The 25,867-nt window shown below is 25.5% G+C and carries 17 protein-coding genes and 1 pseudogene; 5 read left to right on the top strand and 13 right to left on the bottom strand.

What is annotated here, in order from left to right; translation table 11 throughout:
- Positions 1-38 precede the first annotated feature (38 nt).
- Positions 39-938 carry a cation transporter gene (locus A6P36_RS07570; RefSeq protein ID WP_066762857.1) on the top strand — a complete coding sequence of 300 codons (900 nt, stop codon included), beginning with the start codon at positions 39-41 and terminating at the stop codon, positions 936-938.
- A 38-nt stretch (positions 939-976) separates the two neighbouring features.
- Here A6P36_RS07570 and rbr read toward each other — a convergent pair whose 3' ends face one another.
- A complete protein-coding gene (gene rbr / locus A6P36_RS07565) occupies positions 977-1,567 on the bottom strand; it encodes a rubrerythrin (protein WP_066762854.1) in 591 nt (196 codons plus the stop codon).
- Between the two features lie 316 nt (positions 1,568-1,883).
- On the opposite strand from rbr, the gene A6P36_RS07560 reads away from it, so the two are divergent.
- Positions 1,884-3,215 carry an MATE family efflux transporter gene (locus tag A6P36_RS07560; RefSeq protein ID WP_082917670.1) on the top strand — a complete coding sequence of 444 codons (1,332 nt, stop codon included), beginning with the start codon at positions 1,884-1,886 and terminating at the stop codon, positions 3,213-3,215.
- Between the two features lie 185 nt (positions 3,216-3,400).
- Here A6P36_RS07560 and zapA read toward each other — a convergent pair whose 3' ends face one another.
- The 3 genes from zapA to A6P36_RS07545 all read right to left on the bottom strand — a co-directional run bounded on the left by zapA (position 3,401) and on the right by A6P36_RS07545 (position 14,648).
- Entirely contained in the window at positions 3,401-3,931 is a 531-nt protein-coding gene (gene zapA, locus A6P36_RS07555; protein ID WP_066762851.1) for a cell division protein ZapA, read from the bottom strand.
- Between the two features lie 150 nt (positions 3,932-4,081).
- Positions 4,082-10,171 (bottom strand): DUF4214 domain-containing protein, encoded by a 6,090-nt coding sequence (locus A6P36_RS07550; protein ID WP_066762849.1) that lies wholly within the window; start codon positions 10,169-10,171, stop codon positions 4,082-4,084.
- Between the two features lie 25 nt (positions 10,172-10,196).
- On the bottom strand, positions 10,197-14,648 hold the full coding sequence (locus tag A6P36_RS07545) for a DUF4214 domain-containing protein (protein ID WP_082917668.1): 4,452 nt from the start codon (positions 14,646-14,648) through the stop codon (positions 10,197-10,199).
- Between the two features lie 118 nt (positions 14,649-14,766).
- On the opposite strand from A6P36_RS07545, the gene A6P36_RS07540 reads away from it, so the two are divergent.
- Positions 14,767-15,153: a hypothetical protein gene (locus A6P36_RS07540; RefSeq protein WP_066762830.1), complete on the top strand. Its 387-nt coding sequence runs from the start codon at positions 14,767-14,769 to the stop codon at positions 15,151-15,153.
- 108 nt (positions 15,154-15,261) lie between these two features.
- Here A6P36_RS07540 and A6P36_RS07535 read toward each other — a convergent pair whose 3' ends face one another.
- Complete coding sequence (locus A6P36_RS07535) at positions 15,262-15,759, bottom strand: hypothetical protein (protein ID WP_066762827.1); 498 nt, start codon at positions 15,757-15,759, stop codon at positions 15,262-15,264.
- Between the two features lie 33 nt (positions 15,760-15,792).
- Positions 15,793-16,902, bottom strand: coding sequence for a tetratricopeptide repeat protein (locus A6P36_RS07530; protein WP_066762824.1), 1,110 nt, complete (start codon positions 16,900-16,902; stop codon positions 15,793-15,795).
- An 83-nt stretch (positions 16,903-16,985) separates the two neighbouring features.
- Between A6P36_RS07530 and A6P36_RS07525 the strand changes: the two genes are divergently transcribed.
- On the top strand, positions 16,986-17,564 hold the full coding sequence (locus A6P36_RS07525; RefSeq protein ID WP_082917667.1) for a hypothetical protein: 579 nt from the start codon (positions 16,986-16,988) through the stop codon (positions 17,562-17,564).
- 36 nt (positions 17,565-17,600) lie between these two features.
- Here A6P36_RS07525 and A6P36_RS07520 read toward each other — a convergent pair whose 3' ends face one another.
- From A6P36_RS07520 to recJ, 3 genes are read right to left on the bottom strand one after another with little or no spacing between them, the layout of a single operon-like run.
- On the bottom strand, positions 17,601-18,668 hold the full coding sequence (locus A6P36_RS07520) for an undecaprenyldiphospho-muramoylpentapeptide beta-N-acetylglucosaminyltransferase (protein ID WP_066762819.1): 1,068 nt from the start codon (positions 18,666-18,668) through the stop codon (positions 17,601-17,603).
- A gap of 41 nt (positions 18,669-18,709) precedes the next feature.
- Positions 18,710-20,377: a sensor histidine kinase gene (locus tag A6P36_RS07515; protein ID WP_066762817.1), complete on the bottom strand. Its 1,668-nt coding sequence runs from the start codon at positions 20,375-20,377 to the stop codon at positions 18,710-18,712.
- Between the two features lie 15 nt (positions 20,378-20,392).
- Positions 20,393-22,162, bottom strand: a complete 1,770-nt coding sequence (gene recJ / locus A6P36_RS07510) for a single-stranded-DNA-specific exonuclease RecJ (RefSeq protein WP_066762814.1) — start codon at positions 22,160-22,162, stop codon at positions 20,393-20,395.
- A gap of 131 nt (positions 22,163-22,293) precedes the next feature.
- Here recJ and A6P36_RS07995 point away from each other — a divergent pair, with 131 nt between their 5' ends.
- Positions 22,294-22,524, top strand: coding sequence for a hypothetical protein (locus tag A6P36_RS07995; protein WP_082917666.1), 231 nt, complete (start codon positions 22,294-22,296; stop codon positions 22,522-22,524).
- Between the two features lie 53 nt (positions 22,525-22,577).
- Here the strand turns inward: A6P36_RS07995 and A6P36_RS07505 are convergent, their stop codons facing one another.
- From A6P36_RS07505 to A6P36_RS07490, 4 genes and pseudogenes are all read right to left on the bottom strand, one after another.
- Positions 22,578-23,228: a hypothetical protein gene (locus A6P36_RS07505; protein ID WP_066762813.1), complete on the bottom strand. Its 651-nt coding sequence runs from the start codon at positions 23,226-23,228 to the stop codon at positions 22,578-22,580.
- 175 nt (positions 23,229-23,403) lie between these two features.
- Positions 23,404-24,936 carry a sensor histidine kinase gene (locus A6P36_RS07500; RefSeq protein WP_082917665.1) on the bottom strand — a complete coding sequence of 511 codons (1,533 nt, stop codon included), beginning with the start codon at positions 24,934-24,936 and terminating at the stop codon, positions 23,404-23,406.
- The gene (locus A6P36_RS07495; protein WP_066762811.1) at positions 24,914-25,600 is read right to left on the bottom strand and encodes a response regulator transcription factor; all 687 of its coding nucleotides are present in this window, start codon (positions 25,598-25,600) and stop codon (positions 24,914-24,916) included. Before A6P36_RS07495 ends, A6P36_RS07500 begins: the two co-directional genes overlap by 23 nt.
- 76 nt (positions 25,601-25,676) lie before the next feature.
- Positions 25,677-25,867: pseudogene (locus A6P36_RS07490) on the bottom strand (hypothetical protein); the annotation flags it as partial.

Here is a 25,867-nt window from a genome sequence, read left to right as displayed (position 1 = left end):
TTAAATCTAGATTATTTAGTAAAAATTAAGGTGATAAAATGGATTTACTAATCGAGCAAAAAGCATTAAAAATAGGAAATATACTCAATTTTCTGATGGCGGTGTCAGGAATTGTTGTGTTTATACTTTCCAATTCAAAAGCAGTGTTAATAGATGGATTGTTTTCATTTATACAATTTATTTCAACAATTGTAGCAGTTAAAATTTCAAAAGATTTATCAACTTCTAGCCTAAAGCAATATCCTCTTGGTCAGTATAGTAAAGAAACATTATATGTATTATTTAGGTCATTACTTATAATAATTTTATTAGTTGCATCTGTTTTTTCTGGAATAAGTACAATCACAACATTTTTTACAAATCCAGACTTAATTCCTAAAATAAATTTAATATCAATTATTATCAATGGAATAATAATGACAATTCTGTGCTTTGGTTTATCAATATTGTATAAATCATATAATAAAAAAATTGGAAATTGTTCGGACGTTTTAAAAGCTGAATCTATGGGAGCAAATTTAGATGGTATCATAAGTGCTGGAACAGCAATCGCATTTGTTTTATTTAAAACCATTCCCTTTCTTAAGCCACTTCTTCCAATCTCTGATGCAATACTCGTATTATTATTATCTGGATTTTTCGCAATTCAACCTATACAACTTCTAATAAATCAAATAAATATTCTATCCTACAAAAGACTTCATCACAAATTAGAAAAAGATCTTACCCTATCAATTAAATATCAACTTCCATACCTAAAAATTCACGATATATTTATTTCAAGACTTGGAAAATTCACAGAAATATATATAACTCTTAGTTTAGATGGAAAATTTTCTATAGACGAGTTAGATGAATTGCGTTCACAAATCAAAGAAATTATAAATTCTAAAATGAAAAATACTCAAATATTAATAATGTTCAGTAATTTAATTTAAAATTAAAGGAGTATGATTTCTCATACTCCTAAATAAATTTAATTCTTAAAAAATTCATCAAACAACATGTAATATCCTTGAGGATGTTGACAAACTGGACACATATCTGGAGCTTCTTCTCCTTCGTGAATATATCCACAATTTGTACAAAACCACTTTACTTTATTAGGTTTTTTAAAGAAAGTTCCTGTCTTTAACTCTTCATGAATCTTCATAAATTTATCTGCGTGAATTTTTTCAATCTCAGCAATTTTACTAAATGCACTTGATATTAAAACAAAACCTTCTTGTTTTGCAACTTCTGCAAAATTTTTGTAAATAACATCATGCTCCTCCATTTCATTATTATAAGAAGCATTTAAAAACTCCATTGTTGTACTATAAAAATCAACTGGATAATCTGCATTACTTATTGATATATGTTCACCAGAAAATTCTGATAAAAACTTATAAAATATTTTAGCATGAGCAAGCTCTTGATTTGCTACAAATTTAAATACATTTTCAATAATAGGATATCCTTCTTTTTTTGCAACTTTAGCTGCAAAATCGTATCTAGTTCTTGCTTGACATTCTCCTGCAAACGCTTTCATTAAATTTTCTTTAGTTTTACTATTAGCCAAATTCATAATCATAAACCTCCTAATAAATATAAAATTTCTATACCTCTCTTTTTATATCATTTACTAAAAATAAATTTTTATATGTAATTACTGATATTTTTTTAACATCTTACGTTTATTATAAACTGTTTTCTTATAAATTAACACATAAATATGAAATAAATCTTATAGAAAGATTAAACATATTTTTAACGATTTTAAGTTCTTTCATAAAAACAATATAACAAACCAAAAATAAGTTTATATTCAAAAATAGTTGACAATACCTAAACTGCTTGATAATATTTTGTGGGTTAAATAAGAAACTATTTGAGGTGTAATTTTGGATAAATCATTAAATATAAAAGTAAACTGTGTATCCTTATTAAAATTCGCACTACCTATAATCATAGCTAATATTTTTATGAGTATTTACTCAACAATCGACGGAGTTTTTGTGTCTAATTTTATTGGAACCGATGCTCTATCAGCTGTTAACATCGTAATGCCACTATTAATGATATCAATTGCTGTTGGAACAATGTTTGGTTCTGGAGGAAACGCATTAATATCAAAAAAATTAGGAGAAGGAAAAACGCAAGAAGCAAGAAAAAATTTTACATTATTAATATTAACAACCATAATTGTAAGTTATATAATTTCTATCATTTGTTTTATATTCAGAAAACCAATACTATACGTTCTAGGAGCAGATGCAACAATATATAACTACTGTGAAGCTTACGCAATGCCTGTGTTTATTATCCTACCTTTCGCTCTATTAGGCATACTATTTCAAATGTTTTTTATATCCGAAGGTAAACCAAGTATAAGTATGACCTCATCTATTTTGGGCGGTTTTATAAATGTGATATTAGACTATGTTTTAATAGTTAAATTAAATTTAGGATTACAAGGAGCTGCAATAGCTACAGGAATCGGATATTCATTTCCATCATTAGTTGGAATAATATTTTTCGCTTTAAACAAAAAAGGTACTCTTCACTTTACAAAACCTAATCTTGATTTCAAAGTAATAATAAATTCATGTACTAACGGAATGTCTGAAATGGTATCAATGCTTTCATCAAGCATTGTAATGGTAGCAATGAATAATATAATGATTCGTCTAGCAGGAACAGACGGTGTATCAGCCATCACAATAATTCTTTACACTCAATCATTATTATCTTCCATATATATGGGATATTCTACTGGTATTTCTCCATTAATAAGTTTCAACTATGGAAAAAATAATACAGATAATCTAAAAAAGATATACAAAATTAGTTTACGTGCAATTACTTCGATTTCACTCATAACATTCTTACTATCTTTCGTATTATCTAAACCTGTAATTAGTATCTTTGCTAAAGTTGGAACATCAGTATTCACAATCGCATTTAATGGATTTAAAATTTTTTCAATATCCCTTCTATTTATGGGAATAAACATATTTTCTTCAGCAATGTTCACAGCTTTAAACAACGGTAAAATATCTGCAATTCTTTCATTTTTTAGAACTTTGGTATTTTTACTGGTATCATTACTTATATTCCCAAATTTATTCGGAGTAACTGGAGTATGGATTACAATACCCTTATCTGAAATATTAAGTATTATCATGTCAATATATTGTTTTAATAAATTTAAAAATGTATATAAATACGCATAATAAAAATACAGAGCTATTTGTATAACTAGCTCTGTATAAAAATCGATAAAAATATTTTTCTTTAAGTTTGGTTAACTCTCAAACCCATGTTTTGTAACATGATTTATTAGTATTGATGTTTTTATTTCAAGGGAGAGTTGACCAAACTTTGAGAAAAATAAAAATAACCTACCAATTTATGTCTTTCAAAAAGAATTAATAGAATTTCTATTTTTCATTTCATTCTTCAATCTTTCATTTTCTTCGTTGACCATCTTCAAAGTGTCCTTTAGCATTTCAATTTCTTTTTCAAGTTCCTGCATTTCATTATTTTCAGAAAACAAATTTTGATTTTCTTCCTTCAATAAAATATTATAAGCCTCAATTTCTTCCTCAAGCTTACCATTCTTAAGTTGAAATTGTTGATTTTCATTTTCAATATGTATAATTTTACTTTTAAGCTCACTATTTTCATTAATAAGCTCTTGAATTTTCAAATTACACTTTTCAATGCTATCGCTCAATTCTGACTGTTCACACTTCAACTTTCTAACCTGATCACAATAATTTATAGCTAATAAAACAGATGAAGACTGCAACGTAAAATTCTTATTTGAACTAATCATATCTCTTATCTTCTCATCAACTTCCCTTGCAATATCATTTAGATATTCAGTAGACTCCTCACCCTTCAACTTATATTCAATACCATTTACATTAATTGTTACAATATTCATAAGCTACCTCCAAAATGTTTCTGTATTGCCATATTTTATATTATCTATCATATCACAAAAATTATTTAAAATAAAAATTTGAAAATTCAAAAACAAAAATAGACCACTAATTTCATTTCGAAACTAGCGGTCTATAATTTTATTTATTCTTTACCATAAAATTCCCATTTTTTCACATAAATTTCTAAACTCTTGTTCATAAAGCATTCTCATAACAATCGCTTTTTGAGCTTCAAAACTATCATTGTTAGCCTGTGGCAAATATGTCTCATTGTATTCTTTAATCCAATAATTCAATCCACCTTCATCATACTCTCTATTAACTACAATTTGATATAAAACTTTAATCAATTCATCATCAGGTAAATTTCTCTCTGTAAACTCTTTCTCTGCAAACATCAAATTATAAACAACATATTTACCTGTTATTTCTTTCTTCTCAAGCAATTTTTCAAGCCAATAACTATAACCTTGTTCATCTGGGAAACGTTCAAAAGCAAATTTATAAATATTAGTTAAAAATTGCTGTAATAAATTTTCAGCCTCTATTTTAACATTTTCAACAACTAAATCTAGTTCTTCTTCATCAATAGTAATTACTTTTATTAAAATACGTTTATACAATTTATCTGGAACTAAGTCAGATAACTTTAAAAATCCTTCTTCAGAATCATCAATTATCTCTACCTTTAATCCCTCAGGAGTAATTTTCATCTCCTCAATATGCTCTGCATCTACATCATAATCTAAACCTAAAATTAAACTTCTTCCAACAACATTATCCTTAATTTCAAGTTTTATAGCATTACTTAAACTTTCTCCAACATCAAATTCTACTTCAATAGGACTATAGCTAACATTATTTGTCATTAATAAAAATTTCAACATATAAGAGCCTTGCTCAATATCTTCAAGATAAATATTATTAAACTTCGATAATTCACCATCTTTTCCATGAATATATTCAAAAATAGGCTCTTTCGAATAGGCAGAACTTTCTAATTTTTTCAAATACAATTGCACCTTATCTCCATCAGTAAATTCAATACCACTTGGGTAATCCCATCCAATCAATATGCCACCATCTTCTTCTTCCACATACAATTCTACAGAATTAAATTTTAGTTCCGCATAAGATTCATAATCTTCAATCAAATACGATACCAATATTTCGGCATTTTCTATTTCTTCGTCAACTAAAAATGATGCTGTCCTAATTTCATTCAAATCCTTTGTAAATTCAGCAACTGGATTCGAAAAATCATATTCATCATCATTAACATCTTTAACAAAAATTGCTAAATTATCAAAATCATCAATAAAATCAATCTCTTCAGTATTTATTTTCCAACTAATAGCAATCCCTTCATCTGTAATACTCCTAATTTGTAAATCTTCAATCTCAAAAATATCTGTTGTAAATTCTTTACTTACTTCTGGTAAATCAACTTCAAGTAAACTCAATTGAACTTTCACTTCGTAATCAGTATCAGGAACAAGTGCATAAAGTTCAACCAAATTTACATCCGATAAAATTAATTCTTCTGATTGAACTAACTCTAAATCTGGAACTTCTGGAAAATTCTCATCATTCTTATATTTAATATATATTTTTAAACTTTCACCATCAACAAGTGTATAATTATCAGGATATTTCCACTCTACTTGAACTGTCATTGGATTAACTTCTTTTACATCAACATGCAAATCATCAACTTTACTCGTAAAATCTATATTTTTTTCAAAAATAGCTCCACCTATATTAACGACAACACTAACATCATAATCAATATTTAATTCTTCAAAATATGCTATTACAGATCTATCGTTATTAAATACATCTCCCCTTGATTCACCATTTGGATCACTAGGATAACTACCTTCACCTTTTTTCTTTATATAAACTTTACAATAATCATTGTTGCTAAAAAATATATCTTCTGAATCCATTTTTACTCCTATTTTAACTACATGATCCATAACTTCTAATACACTAACTTCTGATATTCCACCTATACGATTCGTTTTAAATGAAAGTTCCTTTTCTTTTTTGCTACCTATACCACCTTCCGGCCAAAAAACGACCTTAGCTTTATACTCAGTATTCGGAGCTAAACCCAAAATATCAAGTACTGTTACCTCATTCAAATCAAATTGTCCATCCTTATCACCATGTACTGCTGTAAAATTAGGATCCAATTCATAAGATACACTTTCATATCTCCTTATAAAAACATCTAATGTATCTCCAGCTACTTTTTCATAATTTTCTGGATAAACAACTTCTAATTTAACACTAGTAGAACTCGTATCAACAACATAAGAATCAAATTTACCAAATTCTGGTTTTCCATATATATCCTCATAAAATTCCTTAACACCAGAAGGTTCTTCATCATTTTTTGAAATACTATATTTAACCCTAAATAAATACTCCTTTTCAATATCTAACTCCTGAACTTTATAACTATAAAAACTATCCAAATTTCCAACTCTACTTACTAATGGTTCAATATTTTTGATAATATCACCATCTGCATTTTCCTTATTTTGCAATTTTTCTTTATCTACAACAAAAATTTCAATCTTATCATTACTAGAAAACTGATAATCTTTAGAATAAAAAGACCAACCCAACATAATAGAAGATGAGTTTATACTATCTAATTGAATATCTGAAATTTGAAATCCAGATACTGCTTTAAATACATAACTTTTTTCTATAGGTTCAGCACCATTAGGAATAAACATGAATTTTAGATTATATTTTTTACCATTTTCTAAATTATCCACAGTAATACTCTTTAAATCATTTAAATTCCCTCCATTACCATGAATCTTATTAGTATGTTCTATCCAATCTTTCAAATTATCTTCCTTGTACTTTATTTCAATCCTATCTCCATTTTGAATTGCATAATTTTCTGGATATACCCAAGAAATAGTAACACTATTATCTGATATATCCTCTATTTTTGATACAATTTCTCCAATATCCAATTTATATTTTGTATAAAATTGAACTTGTTTCCCATTCAAAATATAAATTACCTTTATATCATAATCTGTATTATACTTAGGAATATCGAATTTCACACTATCAGTTAATTTTAAATTTTCTCTAATACTCACAATTGGATTACCAGGATAATTAGGATTAACTCTCTCTTTAATATAAACATCAACCTTATCATTATTATTGTAAATATAGTTTTTATTTTTTACGTTCCAACTTAACTTGACAGACTTATTATTAATTACAGAAACAGAAAAGTTATCTATCACAAATTTATTTGTTTTAAACTCCAAATCAGATTCCTTTTTTATTTCTTCCTTTACTCCAGCTACAATTTTTTCATCAATTTTGTATTCAATTTTTGTCTGATAAATAGTGTCTTCCTGCAATCCAGTCAATTCACAGCTTAATATATTTTTAAGATTTGTCTCACCTCCATGAACATATCTAAAAACTGGATTTTCCGGGTAAGCTGCATCATTTGACTTTTTTAAAAAAATCCGTAATTCTTGTTTATCTGTAAAACTCGATTCTTCTGGATATTCCCAATTAATCTTCGCAGTAGATTCTTTAATTTCAGAAACTTCTGCTAAAAATTCACCAATCTCAACCTTAAAATCTAATATTTTACTAGAATGTTTAACTCCTCCTATATTATAAACAATTTTCAAACTGTAATTTTCATTATAAGTAGGTACGTCTAAAGTTACTTTTCTTATCCTATTCAAATCTTCTTTTATCGTATATTCTGGCGTCCTTGGAAATACATCATGAGATTTAAGTTTCAAAAATATATCAACTCTATCTTCTGAAGAAAATTCAATATCCGCTTTATTAATTTCCCAAATAACATTTATATTTTTTTTATTAACTATACCTTCATCAGACAAATCTACAATACGTTCATTTAATATCTGAAATTTACTTGTTACAAACTCAACTTCATTTGTAAATTTAATGCCTTCATTAGTTACAAGTTCAAGTTTAGCCGTATAATTTATATTAGGACTTAAATTCTTAATTGTATACGTTCTAACTTTATCAAAATCTATTTCTTGAAAGCCATGTATTATCTTAGCATCCGGAACCGCAGGATAATTGAATCCATCTTTTTTAAAATATATATTTAAACTATCTCCAGACATTATTAAATAATTATTCGGATATACCCATTCTAACTTAGCAGTTGTCTCAGTTACAGAGCCCAAATCTAATCTTAACGGTGTATACTCAAAAGTAGATTTAAAAACTTCACTTCCATTCGAAAATTCTAAAATATATTGTGTTCCACTAACAAGACTACTTAATAATTTCAATTTATTTAAACCTTTAGAAATATTTGAAAATTCATTTCCTGTTGTATTTCCATTCATATAAAGTATTCTAATTTTATTATTAGATACATTATCATTCAATAAAAAATCTATCTTATTATCAAATAAAACATCAATTCCTTCACCATTATCAATTTTAGTACCAACCACCGCTGGGTTAAACAATACTGAAAAATCAAAGGATCCAAAATATACCATAGATGTTATGCCATTTAAAGTTACTAAATATTTTCCTCCAAATATAATAGGAATATTACTGAATACAAAATTTTTAGAATTTTTAGTCGTCGATACGTGTTCTTTACCATCATCATCTATTATTGACATTTTGTCTCCATTTTTTAAACTATATCCCCTAGGTTCTAGGGTAAAATTATACCTTTCATTTGCAGACTTAGACATATTACTAACAACAACATCAAGTTTATTTATTTGTACAATATCTGCATAAAGCAAAAATGGAATATACGCATATTTCCACTCTTCATAGTAATTACTCGACTCAACTTTAAAATTAAAAGCATTAAATCCTTCTTTGAGATCATTATGTTTTATTTTGAAATTAGCACCCTTAACTTCATGTTCTTTATTAACAAATTCATTTTTTGATGCTATAACATCATACCTATATTCTCCTCCTAATTGTTTATCTTTTTCTAAATCAAATAAAGTAATATAATGTACTCTTGGAAATTTATCCCATGAATGCGGTATAGTCTTAACGGAGTTTTCTATTAAGTTTACCTTTTCAATATAGTATCCATCAGATTCTTGAACACCATGCACACCTAAACCAAACCAAACTTTAACATCATTTTTACTCATAAATGTTGCTTGAAACCTTATCTTCATAGAACCTACTTCTCCGTTTAAGCTATCTATATAGAGGTCAATATTAGCTGGCTTACGTATTCCATAATATTGCTCTGGTATTTGAAGTGTTAAAGATGAATGAGCTGGACATCTCGCTTTTACTGGAGATAATCTTCCATCATAATCTGTTAATACAGCAGTTACAAAATTAAAATTACTAATACCAAGTTTCGTAATATCTAAAGTCAATCTTCTGTTATTAGAATCATAACTATAATTCATCTGATCAGCAGACATAAGTTTTTGAATACTAGGATTACTTTTAGCATTTACAGACACTATATTTTCTAATTTTGTTCCATCATCTGTAGTAACTCTAATTATATAATCTTTATTAATTTCAAGTGCATGAGCCGCTTCTTTCTTTACAATTTTATAGTCCGATCTTGCTAATTCATCCTTAGAAATATTTACAGCACTAAGATCAGTTTGAGATAAATCAGCATTTAATACTTCTATCTTAAAATTTTTATAACGATTAATTATTCCTCTACCTTGCCAAAAATTAATTTCTAAATCTTTATACGTATATCTAAGTTGACTAGTATACATACTCGGCAATACATTAATAGTTGGTTTAAATTCTAAATTCTTATCAATAAACTTAAAAGAATTTATATGTTTAATAATTCTATCATTTTCAGAATCATATATATCTGCTTCTATCTCATAAATATTTCCATGTTCAAGAGTATCCTTACTAACCCATATTGCATTATCCCCGTTTAACATAGTTTCTTCCTTATCATCTTTTCGTTTATCTAAATCAGCATTTCTAAATTTAAAAGATTGAACACTCATAGTATCAAAAAGCCTATTACTTAAATCAAAAGTTATTCCTTCAGGTTCCTGCTTTATAATATAACCTGGTGCAATAGCTTCAAGTTGAGTAGCAAAAGCTGAAGCTTTCTCAAGTTTTATGAATGAATTATTTTTATTTTCTGATAATGGAACTATTTCAATTAAGATAATTAAGATTAAAACTTTTGCTACAATTTTTTTAATCCATTTAAACATTTTTTCCTCCATAAACACTTTTCAATCACCACTTTATATCCATTTGTTTACACAATCGTTCAAATTCTGGTTCATATACCATTCTTGTAACTATTGTTTTCTTAGCTTCATATTTATCCCCATCAAATTTAGCCAAATATTGTTTATATACAGCTATCCAATAACTTAATCCCTTAGAGTCATACTCTCTATTAACAACAATTTGATATAAAACTTTTATCAAATCTTCATCACTCAAATTTCTATCTGAAAATTCCTTTTCCGCAAACATAAGATTTATCAAAAAATATCTTCCTGTTATGTCACCCTTTTCTTGAAGTTTTCCTTTCCAATAATTGTATCCACCTTCATCCGGTTCTCTATCAAATGCAAAAAAGTAAGAATTACGTAAAAATTCTTCCAATAAGTTTGAAGGCTCCAAAGTAAATTCATCTAAAAAAAGTTCAACTTCATTTCCATAAATATCACTGGTAATAAGTGTTGTTTCACGATATTTTTTGCCTGGAACTATCTCATCTACTACTATCACATCAGTTCCATCATCTAATTTGTCATAATAAGATTTTCCACCAATACTATTTCTAACTTCTGAAGTTACATCCAATTCATAATCTGTAGGTAATTCTATATCAATCCAATTACCTTTAAGCTCACTTATAATCTCTAAAGTAGATGAATTTTCTGCTCTTGTATCATAAATAATTTCTGACGGAAACACTGTAACAGATTTGCTTTTTACATATACAGCTATAGACGATGTCTGTTGAACATCTTTTAAAGAGATGCTTCTTAAAGAATTTAAGTCATTAGATGAAGACTGTTTAAATAAATTTTTCTGTTCATAATTTGATGCTTTGGGTTTCTTTAGAAAAAGTGAAACCTCATCTCCATCTTTAAAATCTATTGATGATGGATACTTCAATAAAACATCTATATTTCCATATTCTGATTCATCATAATCTATATAAAATAACCCTGTAGAAATAGTTTTAGATATTTTTTTACTTACTAAATTGTAATCAACCTTCACATCGTAAATTGATTTAATATCCTCAACCACAAATCTTACTTTATTAAAATTATTTAATCCCTTTGAAAAACTATATAAAAGATTTTCCTCACTCCATGCTTCTTCTGTAGTTTTCATGTAAATATCTAAAGAATCATATTCTTCATTAAAATCAATTGTATTTGAATTAAGTTCCCACATAACGTTAAATTCAAATGGTTTTAATTCTGTAACCTTTAGATTCGATACAATAATGTCTTCTGTTTTAAAACTAACTTCTATTTCTTTTTTACCTACTTCTCCAAAATCCAATAAAACTTTAACATCATAATTTGTATTTGGTAAAAGATCAAATAATTTTGCACTTCTAAAGTCTTCTAGAAATTCTGAATTTTCCTCATTTTGTTCCATAAAATAATCAGGTTCTTCCCCATACGATGACTGATTACTTTCTTTTACAAATATTGAAATACTTTCACCATCTGTTATTGAATAATTTTTAGGATAATTCCATTTTATATATGCTGACGTTTGATAAATATCTAAAATTTCAGCATTTATTTTCTCAATCTCAGTATTGAGTTTAAACTGTTTTTCCAAAGTTTTATCTCCACTTTCAAAAACTAATTTAACATCATATTTTGTATCTATATAATCAACATATATAAACGCTCCATCTTGCAAATATATATCTTCAACAATTTCATTAGGTCTTTGTGGAAACTCATTTTCACTTTCTTTTTTATAGTAAATATTTAAAATATCATTAGGATTAAATTCAAAATTTTCTCCCAACTTCCATCTAACAACAGCAGACAAATCACTCAAATGTTCTATTTTAATATCTGAGATGTCAATATCTGTTGTAGTTGCTTCAATTTCCTTTTCTATTAAATTATCCTTATAATTGGCCGCAGTAAATTTCGCTTTAAAAATATACTTTGTTCCATAATCAAGACCTACAAGGTCAAGAACACCTATATTATTTAAATCAACTTTATCTTTTTCATGTTCAAATGTCGCTATAGAATCCTGTGAAAAAGTATCATTACCATCTTTTTTCATAAAAATCTCAATTTTATCTCCTTTTTTCACAGTATAATGTTTAGCAAATGCAAAATTTAATTTTACCTCACTTAACACAACATCTCTAAGCTCAAGTGAAAAAACATCAAACTTATGATTATAAATTACTTCTTTTTCTACTGGAGATTTTATTTGAGATCCATTTTCTACTTGACCATTATACGAGTCACCATCTCCTTGAGAATTAGAATCATCATCTACACCACTTGTACTTGAATCTTGATTATTTTGTGATTGATTATCATCTCCTGTAGAACCTGTAACTCCACTAGTTCCTTCACCTTCTCCAACTATACTCAAATCATCACTATTTTGAGACTGCTCTCTAGTTAATGAATTTAAATCAAAATTTTGATTTTCTGATTCACTTATACTTAAACTATTACTAGCTTGAACCTCAGGTATCACTTCTGAAGACGTTTCCTTAAATTTATAAACAAATTTCAATTTGTAATTTCCAAATTTATCAAATGTTATATCAAATTTATTATTTTCTTTTAAATTTTCTTTTATTTCCATATATGGTGTATCTTTTTGAGTTTCACTTTCTTGTTTAACATCACCATCCACAATTTTTTCCTTAAATACACTTAAAGACTCAACATTCTTATTTTGAAAATCAAAATCATAAGGTGCATATTCAACAACTGCTTCAATTTGTTTCTCAGTTTTATTTTTAAAAGATACGTTTACAATTTGAAGAGTATCTTGTTTCATTTCAACATTGTAAATTTTTTCTTGAAATAAAGTACCACTTTTTATAACATTAATTTTAAAATCATATTTTTTATTTTGATTATCTGCTTGCCCTGAATTTCTCTGTAAATTTTCAAGTTTAATTTCCGTCAAACTTAATAAATTTTGACTTGAAGATTGCTCAACTTCTTTTGTAACTACACCAGGATAATTTTCCTCTGTACTTTTCTTAGCAAAAATCTGAATTTTATCTCCATCTTCAAATGTAATTTTTTCATTAAATTTAGGTATAAATTTCAAGCTATTTTCAGTTATCTCTTTAATTTTAAATTCAACTTCTGGAACTTCCACAATATGCGTTATGTATTCAAATACATTTTTCTCGCCTACAATCAAATTAATTTTAATATCATATTTTGTGTTATATTTCGGTAAAGTAATTTCTGCACTGGTAGTTAAAGCTAAATTTTCTGTTATTGTTAAAACAGCTTGTGAATATTGTGCGTCGGAACTTTCTTTTATATAAATATTTAAACTATCTCCCTCAGAAAAAGAAATACTTTCCCCTTCATAATTCCAAGAAACAATACATTTATTATTTAAACTACTTTCTACCTTCAAATCTTTTAACGCAAAACTTTTAGTCTGAAATTCATATTCATCTTCTGTAAAAATTGGAATATCTTTACCAAGGTCCTCAATAACTTCAACAATAAATTTAACTTTCAAATTATATTTAGTATTAAATTTTAAATTTTCAACCAAATATTCTTCAATCTTTAATAACTCATCTTTTCCTTTAATTTTTAATAAAGGCTCATTTTCATATTCAACAGATTTATCTTCTTTCATAAAAATCAACAATTCACTATCATCATTTAAAACATCTTTATCAACAAAATTCCAAACTAATTTAATTGAATTCATAGTTAAATCTGTTGTTTTGAAATTCAAACTATTAACTCTTGCATCCAAAGAAAAAACTTCACTTTCAATATTTTTCATTCCAATTGTATAAACAATTTTAAAGTCATATAATTCTTCAAAATTAGGCAATTCTATATCTGCTCTATTAATTTTTTCCTTTGTTTCAAAAATTGGATCTTTAAAAAAATCATTATCAGTAAACTTTTTCATAAAAATTTGTATTTTATCTTGATCACTAAATTCAATGTTAGGATGACTTATATTCCAAACCAATCTCACATTTTTCTTAGTAGTTATATCATCTTCAACATTTTGAAATCCTATATCGCTAATTTTAAATTCTGGAGTGCTAAAAGTTGTATCATACTCATAAACATCACCATTAGATTTTACAAGTTCAATTCTTGCTGTATAATTTGTAGAAGATGATAATGACTTAGCTTCAAAACTTGTAATAGACTTTAAATTTATGTTATCCATATTGTGTGCAACTGAAAATATCGGAACCTGTCCGTTATCTCCAACTTCATCATCAATAATAATTAAATTCAAATAATCTCCCATAGTAAAACTAATATTTTCAGGATATTCCCAAGAAAAAGTTACAGATTTAAGATCAATATTATTAACATTTAAAATTATTTCATCATAATTCTTAGGACTTTTAATTTGAGTACTTACAGCAAACACACCTATGTAATTTAAAATGAAAATATTTAAAATAATTAGATTTAAGAATCTAAAAATCCTATTTATCAAATCACTTCTTCCTTTCTTCTACATTTTTAAAATAATTGTTAAATATATAATCTATCCTGAAATTTTTACTATTTTTGTGAAATACTTAAAGAAGAATATCTAAAAGGAGATTTTATTAATGAAATTAAAAATTTTTTTACTAAGTACACTCGCATTAACCTTAAGCTTTGTTTTAATGTCATGCTCAAATACTCCAAAAAAATCAAGAACTATTCTTGGTGAATTAGCTACAAACTCTCCTGTTACTAAAGACTTTTCAAAATTTTCTGGAACCGAATCATATAAATTTACAATTTCTGAACCAACAACCTTTAATTACGAATTGAAAATACGAACCGGAAAAACATCTTTATCTCTTATAGATGAAAACGGAAAAGAATATTTTTCTATAAATTCTCAATCAAAAGATAGTATCAATTTAAATCCTAAAAAAGAAACTACATATTTTGTGGATTTAACATACGATAATGGAGTTGGATCATATTCACTATCTATTGAAAATTAAAACTCATTAATATTTTTTAAATTTTAATTAATAATATTCATTTTTGTAAAAAAAAACTTTTGGCAAATATTATTAAACATTTGCCAAAAGTAAAAAAATTTTATTAAATTAATTTTTAATAGAAAACTTAGATTTTAAAAATTTAATGATAGGATTTTCTTTAACATCATTTGAAATATCTAAAGGATTAATACCAAATTTAAGTGAATTTATTTTTTCATAAAAATGTTTATATTTAAAAGATCTATTATCTAAAAGCACAATGTCTCCAACTTCAGGTACAGTAATTACAAATTTACCATAAAAATTTCCATTAACACGTTTAAAAACATGCTTTGTGTTTCTACATTGTCTACCTATATTTTTTGTAAATATATTCGCTTTTGAAGTATACTTCAAATTACGTACATTAATAAATTTTTCGTATTTCATCTTAAATTCATTTAATTCTATAATATACTTTTCATTACCATTTTCATCTAGAAGCGTTATACCTGATTCATATAAACAAATATTACCATTACCACTCAAAAAAGGTATATTAAAATTAGCGTTTACCATAGAAATTTTGGATCCTAATATCTTATGCTCATACAAAGTTGTCACAATTTTACCTCCAAATTTTCAAATTTTAAACTTCTATCTTTTGTAATAAAAAATTTTGTTAATTTTATTACAAAAATTATCTAACTTAGTTCCTTCATTAGTTATCCTAAAACGTTCAAGCACACAAACCATTTTAAAACTTGAAACAAATATTATAAACATCAATACAATTACTCCAAATTTTACAAATGGAATATTTAAAATATAAAACAAACTTGTTATTAAAAGAAGCCATATACGTTTTAAATCAAAACACATTTTCAAAGAGTTCTTAGCTTTTATAATATTATTTTTAAAATATTTATCACTTGAATCAAATTCCATAGCTTTTTCAATACAGGCAATCATATTATAAGTATCATTTTTATCTATATTATAAAGATATCCATCATTAGCTTTATGAGAATAATTTACACCTTTTAAAAAATAAACAATTGATATTACTCTATTGATAATTTGATAATTTTTAGAATTATCAAGAAGTTCTTTAAAAATACTAATAGCATTGTCATATTTATTATTATTTAAAAGTATATAAGCATATGCTTCTAATACATATACACTTTCTGAATTTAATCTTAAAGCATACGATATATATTTATTTGCATTCTCTAAATCACCAATATCTATGTAAACATTTGCAAGATAGTAATAATACTTAACCTCTGATTCGTTCAAAAGGATTGATCTTTTGTAATAAAATATACTTTCTTCTTTATCTCCATTTAAATCATGTGATAATGCAATTAAAAACCAAATTAAATCTTTTTTCTGATATAATTCACCTATTTTATTACCAATCTCTATAGCTTTTTGATAATTACCATTGCATATAATCTTTCTTAAATTATGTGTAAGTTCTTTAAAATCGCTTTGAAAATTTATATCTAAATCTAAACAATCTTTTTTAATTTCTTCGACACAATTATAATTTTCACCTTTTAAATTATCTAAATATTGTTTACCTAACTTTTCATTATAAAACTTATCATCTTCTAATAATTCTATTAAATTCTTAAGATTATTAATTTTATATTCTAAATCAGGAGCATTCAACCTAGTTGTAAATTTTATTTGTGATAACCTTAAATTAATAAGCTTTCTATCCGTTATATTTTCAGTTTTTTTATTATTCTTTCTCATAAAATCACCTTAAAACTTTTAAACACATGTAATTTTTTATTATATTACTTTTTCCAAACAAAACATATAAAGGAATGATTAACGTGAACTTTTATCATAAAAACTTATTTTTAAAATTTTCATTATCAATTATAGCTTTATTACTAATGTTTATAACTATATATTTCATTTACATTAAAGACTCAGATAGTCAAATATACTTTGAAAATTTTATGGACTCTTACATATCAAAAAACATTCAAACTGCAAACAATTACGTATTAAACAATTCTCTGCCTAACTTAAACGAAATTTTTTCTAATGGTATCAAAAATTCAAAAAATAATATACAAAATGAAATAATTACTCTTTTTGAAAATTTATTTTACTCAATAAACTACGAAGTAATTTCATCTAAAACAATCTTTAATAAATCTATCATCAACGTACATTTTGACTATTATGATTTATCGAAACATATAATAAATTATTTTAAAAACTTAAATGAACATGAAAATAACAATTATGACAATTTTATACACTCCCTTAAAACAACAAAATATAAAATTTCTACAAACTTGAATATCGAACTTATTAAAAAAGATAATCAATGGAATATTGTACTATCTGAAAATTTGATAAATATTTTAACGTCAGGTTTATACAAAAATTTTTCAATATAAAAGGAGAATTCAACTAAAAATTGAATTCTCCTTTTTTCATTTCGAATATTTTACTATAATATCAACTATTTTTTTTATCGGATTTCCAAACTCTACATTCATATTATTAATATACATTTCTCTATTTTTGTAAACTTCATTTATTTTATTATACAAAATATCAAAACTAATTAATTCCTCTTCCTCTACCATCTCACTAAAACCACGTTCTTTAAATGACTTAGCATTTAAAACTTGGTCACCTCTACTAGCTTTTTTAGACAAAGGTATCAAAATATTTGGTTTTTTCAAAGCCAATATTTCATAAATACTGTTAGAGCCAGCTCTGGAAATAATAATATCGCTTAATTTAAATAAATGAGGTTGCTCATCTGTTATATACTCATACTGTATATATCCATTTATATTTTTAAATGAATTATCAACATTATTTTTCCCACAAATATGAATTACATTAAATTTATCCAATAATTTCTTAATATTATTTCTTATAATATTGTTTATAAAAACTGATCCTTGGCTACCACCCATTATTAAAATAACTGGATTATTATTTTTAAATTTACAAATTTCTTTCCCTTTTATTTCACTTCCTAATAATAATTCTTTTCTTATAGGAGTTCCTGTAAATTCTACTTTTCTATCACTTATAAATTTTTTAGTTTCTGGAAATGTTATACATATTTTTTTTATAAAAGGCATAGAAATTTTATTTGCAAGTCCAGGAGTAATGTCTGATTCATGCGAGATTACTGGAATTCTACTTTTAAAAGCACTTAATATAACAGGTATAGCAACAAATCCTCCTTTTGAAAAAATAACATTTGGTCTTTCTAATTTTAAAATACGTGATGCTTCAAAAATTCCTTTTACAACTTTAAATGGATCCTTAAAATTATTCAAATCAAAATATCTTCTAAGTTTTCCTGTATTTATTCCATAATATTTAATATTTTCTTTCTCTATAAGTTTTCTCTCAATCCCATATTTACTACCTATATAAACAATTTCATAACCTTGATCTTTAAGTTTAGGAATTATAGCAATATTAGGTATAACATGTCCTGCAGTTCCGCCACCTGTTAAAATAATTTTCTTTTTCATTTAAACTCCCTCTTGTCAATTACAAACAAACTTTTAAAATATTAAGGATATATATCTGAAAAATAAATATCAACTCTCCCGCTAATATCATCATTTATAATCACATCATCTACATTACTAAGTGATTTTTCTATTTTTAACTTTTTAAACTCTAATATAAATTCTGTCCCAACTCCAATTCTACTTTCAAGAACTATACTTCCATCTAAAATATCAACAAATTTTTTAACCAACGATAAACCTATGCCACTTCCTTCAGCACCTCTACTTAAAACAGAATTAACTTGTACAAATTTATCAAATATATCTTTTAATTTATCATCTGGTATACCTACTCCTTGGTCTCTAACTTTTAACACAAAACTTTGATCCTTTACAATAAGATCAACATATACAAATTTGTTATTTGGAGTAAATTTTATAGCATTAGATAATAGATTAAGCAAAATTTTTTCATACATATCCTTATCAAAAAATAAATATGCTTCCTCAATATTAGGCTCAAAAATAACCTGAATATTTTTTTTATGGTTAGCATGTACATTTATTGATGTAACAATATCTTCAGTTATAACTACTATATCAAAATAAGTTACAACTGGTGACATATATCCAGACTCCGCTTTAGATAAATCCAATATATTATTAATAAGTTTTAACAATCTCGAACTATTTTTATTCATCATATTTAAATATTTTTTCATTTTTATGGTAATTTCATCTTTACAAATAGTCTCAAGTGCTTGAAGAGAAGATTTTATTAATGTTATTGGTGTTCTCAATTCATGTGATACCATATTAAAAAAATCATCTTTCAAAATTTCTTGTTGTTTTAACTCTGTTATATCAGAAAATGTAATAACATTATGATACTTTATGTTAGAAATATCTGAAGAATCTATGGAATTAAGTGTTATTTGAAAATATTTTTCCGTACCGTCAATAACATTCTTAAATAAAAATTGCTCACTTTTCTTTTCACTTTTATATCTCAAATTTTTCAAAAAATCTCTTATATCACTTTTCGTATCCCCAATACATTCAACCTTATAGTTATCCAAAAACTTCAATGATATAAATTCCCTTGGAGTAAAATCAAAAATATTTTTATATGCATCATTACAAAAAACATCTGTGAAGGCATTATCAACAACAATAATCCCCTCATGAAGATTATTTATTATATTATTTACATGAATTACACGATTATCTTTCTTCTTATTAGTTCTTTGACGTATATCCATAATACCTTTCATTTCAATAACGTACTGTTTTATGAGCTCATTGCTTTTATGTAAATCTTTATAAGCATTATAAATATCTGTTATATCTGTCAAAATAAAAATGTTCCCAATAATATCATCATTATAAATTTTATGTTTATATACTCCTAACTTAAAAAACAAATCTTTACGTCTAAAAGTTTTCTTTAAGACAATTGTTTTAACATTCTCTTGAAAAATGCTTCTAGTAATAATTTGATTAAAATCAAACTCTTTTTCATCAACAAACTTATCATGAATATTAACTTCAAATGATTTCATAAAATCTATAATGCTTTTATCTTTAAGAAAATCTTTATCAAATGAAAAAAATTCATATGCACGCTTATTATAAGATTTTATAGTATTTTCAAGATCAGCAATTATAACAATGTCATTAAAAGAATCAATTATAGTGTCATAACCCTCAATATCATAAATCTGCATAAACCAAACTCACCTTTAAAATCTATATTTGAACAAAAAATATTTAATTGTTTCATTAAAATTATAAGTATCAATTTTCACTTCATATAAAACATCAATCAAAAATTTTGAATTCATAAAATATTTTCCAGAATATAATTTTCTTAATTCTTCATCTCCGTAAGTTTCTTTAAATTTTTCATCAAACTCTTCTGCATCACCAAAATAAACAAAATCAAAAATTTTATTATCCTTCGAAATTAATTTCAAAGAAATATAATTTTGATTTTTCCCAATTCTTTTCAAACAACAAATTCTAACTCTTTTATCTCCAAGTATAGGTTTAGAATTTGATTTTCCAAAAGGCTCTAAAAGAGATAATTCTTTAACAAATTTATAGTCTATATTTTGAATTGGACAAAACATATCAACATATATAACATTTACAAAATCATCTTCATTAATTTTAATAGATTTGTTCAAATTTTCTCGTAACAAATCTATATTTTCTTCATCAAGTGAAAGTCCTGCAGCCATTGGATGACCACCAAACGCTTTTAACAAATTTTTATTATCAGATAATAATTCAAAAATATTTATATTTTCTATAGAACGAGCTGAACCTTTACAAAATTCTTCACCTTTAGTTATAACAATTGTAGGTTTATAATATTTTTCTTTAATACGTCCTGCAATTATTCCAGCTATACTTTCATGAATATTTTCATTATAAATAACAATAATCTTAGATTTTTCATAAGAATTTTTTTGAATTATATTTATACACTCACTAACTCCATTAACTGTCATAACTTTTCTTGTATCATTCAATTTCTTTATTTCCAATGCAAGTTCATAAGCTTTTTCATTATCATCACTTAAAAGAAGTTCAATACCTTTTTGAGCACTTTCAAGTCTACCTAAAGCATTTAAACAGGGACCGATTATAAATCCAATTTCATATGAAGAAATATTTCCTTTTACTAATGAATTAGCTTCAATTATAGCATTAAGTCCAATATTTTTCGTATTATTAATTAATTCAATTCCACGTTTTACTATAAATCGATTTTCGTCTTCTAAATCTACAACGTCACAAATAGTTGCAATTGCAACAAATTCTAATAAATCTTCAATTTTATTTTCCATATCAAAAATTCTATATAATTCCGAACAAAGTTTAAAACATACACCCGCACCACATAATTTTTTAAACTCATATGTACAATCCTCTTGTTTAGGATTCAAAATCGCATCAGCATTTGGCAATACAGTTACAAAAGTTTTTTCATCAATCATTTTCATTTGAATGTCATGATGGTCAGTTACAATAACAGTCATACCAATCTCTTTTGCAAATTTTACAACATCAATTGCTGCTATACCATTATCACACGTAATTATAACTTTTACTCCATCTTCATGTGCTTCTTCAACAATTTTATAATTAATTCCATAACCATCTTTAACTCTATCTGGTATAACAAAATCCACATTAAGTCCAATATCTCTAAAAGTTCTATATAGTAAATAAACACTAATTACACCATCAACATCATAATCCCCAACAATTCGAATTTTATCTTGACTATCTTTTAAATCTTTCAAAATATTTATAGCTTTTGAAAAATCTTTCAAACATGAAGCATCCTTTAAAATATTTTTGTCTGGATTTATGTAATTATTAATTTCATCAAAATTTTTAAAACCTCTATTTATAAGAATTTTTAAAACATTAGGTGAAATATTTAAAAATTCTAAATTCTCAATTAATGTATTTCTATTTCTTAAAATCCATTTTTCCATAAAAATTTTTCTCCAATATGTTTATCTTAAAAATAATTCTATCACATAAATTTTATTTTTAAAAAATATATTGAATAAATTTATAATTAACTGAAATAACTTTAAAAAATAATTATTACGGAGGATTAAATATGTTCGAATCATTCGACGAATTGCTTAACTATATAAAACATAACAACAGTGATATATCAATAAATTACGATACATCATCAACAAACTTATTAGTATTCAATAACAAGACTGAACAAATATTATTTAATCAATGTTTAAATTATCAAGTTGGAGAATTTAAAAGCACAATAGAACCATTATTTCAAAATTTAAATTGCAATGTAAACTATTTAGGCAATTCATTTTCATAAAATAAAAAGGCTTTAATTATAAAATTAAAGCCTTTTTATTAATTAAAACTTAATTAAAATGCATATCCCAATTCTTTAATTTCTTTAGCCTCTTGCTCTGTTATTTCTCCTTGTGATACAGCATAATCAACTAAAGCGTAATAAGCTTTCTTTTTATCTTCATCTGTTGTAGCTGTTAAATATGCTTTTTCAAGATCTGCTTGCTCTTTTGAAATAAATCCTTCTTTAACCATTTCATCTAAAGATTCTAAATATAATTCCACTTCAACATCATAAGCTCCATCATATCCTGCTTCTTTTAATTTCTTTCCATCTTCTTCTGAATAAGTTCCAATTCTAACTTGATAATCAATTATATCTTCATAAGCTTTTTGCTTTTCTTCATCTGTTGTTGCACTATAAAATGCTATTTCAAAATCTGCTTCCTCTCTAGTCAAATGTCCACTTTCAACTAATGCTTCTATCAATTCTCTAGTATTTTGTTCATAGGTTACATCATCTCCATAATAATAATATAAAATATCATCATCTATACGCGTTCCTTCATAATCATATGGAACATCATCTGTAACTTGTCCTTCTCCAACCTCAACGACACCACTACTATCTATAGCTTTAGTAGCTTGTCCAGTAATACCAACTCCTACACCAACCATAAGACCTAAAGTAACAATAGCAACTAATTTTTTAATTTTATTTCCCATTATAAAACTCTCCTCACATATATAAACTTAATTTTTTATTTATCGTGTTTGTTTTGTTCTATATTTAATTTATACTCAAATTATAATGAGAATTTATAACGAAACTGTGTCTTTTATATACTATTTTTAAGTTAAATTAAAAAGAGTTATCAAAACAATTTGATAACTCCCAAAATTAATATTCAAATATAAACTCTGTATATTTACCCAAAACACTTTCAACACTTAAATTTATATCATGTCTAATTGCTATACTTTTTGCTATAGATAATCCTAAACCAGTGCCAACTTTATTTTTTTCCGAACGCTCTTTATAAAATCTATCAAATATGTATGGTAAATCCTCTTTCTTAATCCCTGCTCCATAATCTTTAATTTTTATTTTATTATCCTGCAAAGTTATTTCAATTTTAGAATTTTCATCTGAAAATTTAATTGCATTGTCCAATATGATGCTAAACATTTGCTTCAATCTTCCATAATCACCATAAATCTCATTTTTAAATTCATGTTTGTATAAATCAATTGAAATATTTTTCTTAGATGCAAGTTGTGTTAAACTTCTAACAACATCATTTACAACATCCAAAATACATAATTGAGATTTTTCTATAACAAAATCTAAATTTTGAAGACGACTTATATCCAAAAGATCTCCTATTAATCTACTCAAAAACTTTGCTTCATTTAACATATTAACATGATACTCTTTTATATCTTCTTCATTGGTCACAACTCCATCAACCAAAGCTTCAAGAGATCCAACCATAACAGTAGCTGGAGTTCTAAGCTCATGAGATATATTTGATATGAAATCACTCCTCATTTTTTCAAGATTTTTAGTTTGTTCATCTGCTTCCTTTAATTTTAAAGATAAAAAATCTAAAGTATTGGCAAGATAACCAATTTCATCATCTTGAAAAATATTGTTCTTAACATCATAATTCCCTTTTGATAATTCAAAAGCATTATCTCTCATTTTATAGAGAGGTTTTGTAAATTTATGTGAAAACACAATAAACAAAATATATGAAAAAACAAATGCTATTAACAAGCTCCAAAACATCAATACAAGTCCATTTACTAAAACCTTTTGACTGGATTTCACCACAGATTGCACTAATAATACTCCAACAATTGGGTATTTATCCATTTTATAATTTCCATATCCAATGGCATTTACGTTAATATTACGTATAGGAACTCCTGCGGTAATTAATATTTCATCTGTAAAATATGAAAAACTATTTAATATTATTTCTTCTCCTTCTAAAGCAGAATTTACCACACTTTTTTCATATTCAGTTAAATCTTGATAACTAAAATCTTCCAATAATTCATAAGTTGTATCTGTAATTAAAATTTTTTTATTTTTTCCTATAATCCACGTGTACATTTGCCCAAATCCAAAATAATTATAACCACCAGAAGCATAAATCTTTCTAAAATCTTCATTGCTTTCAAGTTCACGTTGATTAATATAAACTCTATTATACTCATCAATATAAATACTTTTTGAAATATTCCTAGCATTTTTAATAACAAAATCCTTTTGATTGTTTATGATGTATTCATTATTAACAATATACCTTTTAAAAAATCCAGCAAAAATACCAACTACTATTATTGAAAAAACCACTAAAATAGATAAACTGTAAATTGCAAGTTTTCTTGTTACCTTCTCTTTAAATATTTGTTTTAATTTCAAACTTATAACCAACTCCCCAAATGGTAGAAATCAACCAAGAATTATGTTCAAACTCATCAATTTTAGCTCTTAATCTTTTAATGTGATTATCAACAGTCCTATTATCTCCAATGTAATCATATCCCCACAATAAATTCAAAAGATTGTCCCTTGAAAAAACTTTATTTTTATTATTAGCTAATGTCCAAAATATTTCAAATTCTTTTTTAGTCAAACTAACCAATTTATTATCTATATACACTGTATAATCTTCTAAATTTATTCTCAAATTATCAAATTCAAAAATTTCTTTTTTATGGTCATCCGTATTAATTCTTCTAAGAACAGCTTTAACTCTAGCCATAACTTCTCCAGCTGAAAATGGTTTTACTATATAATCATCAGCACCTATTTCAAGCCCCATTATTTTTTCAAAATCTTCTCCTCTCGCTGTTATCATAATGATAGGAACATTAGATTCTTTTCTTATTTCTCTACAGACTTGAAATCCATCTTTATTTGGCATCATAACATCAAGAAGCAAAATATCTGGATTCTCCAAATTAAATTTGTTTATAGCATCATCTCCATCAAAAGCTATAACAGGTTCAAAACCTTCTTTAATTGAATACTCTTTCAAAATTGAAGTTATTTGTTTGTTGTCATCAACAATTAATATTTTCATAAAGTTCCCCCAAAATTCTAAAAAATGTTAATATACAAAAAAGAGAGAATAAAAGGGTTTATTCTCTCAAAGAAATTTATATAAAATTATATAAATGTGCTGCCTCTAATTTTCGTTTTATTTCTCTGTAAAAAACACTTGCAATTATAATAACAAAATCATCTTTTATTTTCTTTACACCCTTAATCGTATAAATCATTTTTCCCATGAAAAATAATCCTTGTTTAAAAACATTTTCTTCCATGAAACAAATAATATTATTTTCAT

This window comes from Candidatus Arthromitus sp. SFB-turkey (assembly GCF_001655775.1).
GTDB classification, from domain to species: Bacteria; Bacillota; Clostridia; order Clostridiales; family Clostridiaceae; genus Dwaynesavagella; species Dwaynesavagella gallinarum.
The sequence above is the reverse complement of the archived record's forward strand: the minus strand, read 5'-3'. Positions and strand labels throughout refer to the sequence as shown.

Excerpts from the sequence above, each read along its gene's own strand:
- A6P36_RS07570 (WP_066762857.1), top strand. The coding sequence starts at position 39 with ATGGATTTACTAATCGAGCAAAAAGCATTAAAAATAGGAAATATACTC.
- rbr (WP_066762854.1), bottom strand. The coding sequence starts at position 1,567 with ATGAATTTGGCTAATAGTAAAACTAAAGAAAATTTAATGAAAGCGTTT.
- zapA (WP_066762851.1), bottom strand. The coding sequence starts at position 3,931 with ATGAATATTGTAACAATTAATGTAAATGGTATTGAATATAAGTTGAAG.
- A6P36_RS07550 (WP_066762849.1), bottom strand. The coding sequence starts at position 10,171 with ATGTTTAAATGGATTAAAAAAATTGTAGCAAAAGTTTTAATCTTAATT.
- A6P36_RS07540 (WP_066762830.1), top strand. The coding sequence starts at position 14,767 with ATGAAATTAAAAATTTTTTTACTAAGTACACTCGCATTAACCTTAAGC.
- A6P36_RS07530 (WP_066762824.1), bottom strand. The coding sequence starts at position 16,902 with ATGAGAAAGAATAATAAAAAAACTGAAAATATAACGGATAGAAAGCTT.
- A6P36_RS07520 (WP_066762819.1), bottom strand. The coding sequence starts at position 18,668 with ATGAAAAAGAAAATTATTTTAACAGGTGGCGGAACTGCAGGACATGTT.
- A6P36_RS07515 (WP_066762817.1), bottom strand. The coding sequence starts at position 20,377 with ATGCAGATTTATGATATTGAGGGTTATGACACTATAATTGATTCTTTT.
- recJ (WP_066762814.1), bottom strand. The coding sequence starts at position 22,162 with ATGGAAAAATGGATTTTAAGAAATAGAAATACATTAATTGAGAATTTA.
- A6P36_RS07995 (WP_082917666.1), top strand. The coding sequence starts at position 22,294 with ATGTTCGAATCATTCGACGAATTGCTTAACTATATAAAACATAACAAC.
- A6P36_RS07505 (WP_066762813.1), bottom strand. The coding sequence starts at position 23,228 with ATGGGAAATAAAATTAAAAAATTAGTTGCTATTGTTACTTTAGGTCTT.
- A6P36_RS07495 (WP_066762811.1), bottom strand. The coding sequence starts at position 25,600 with ATGAAAATATTAATTGTTGATGACAACAAACAAATAACTTCAATTTTG.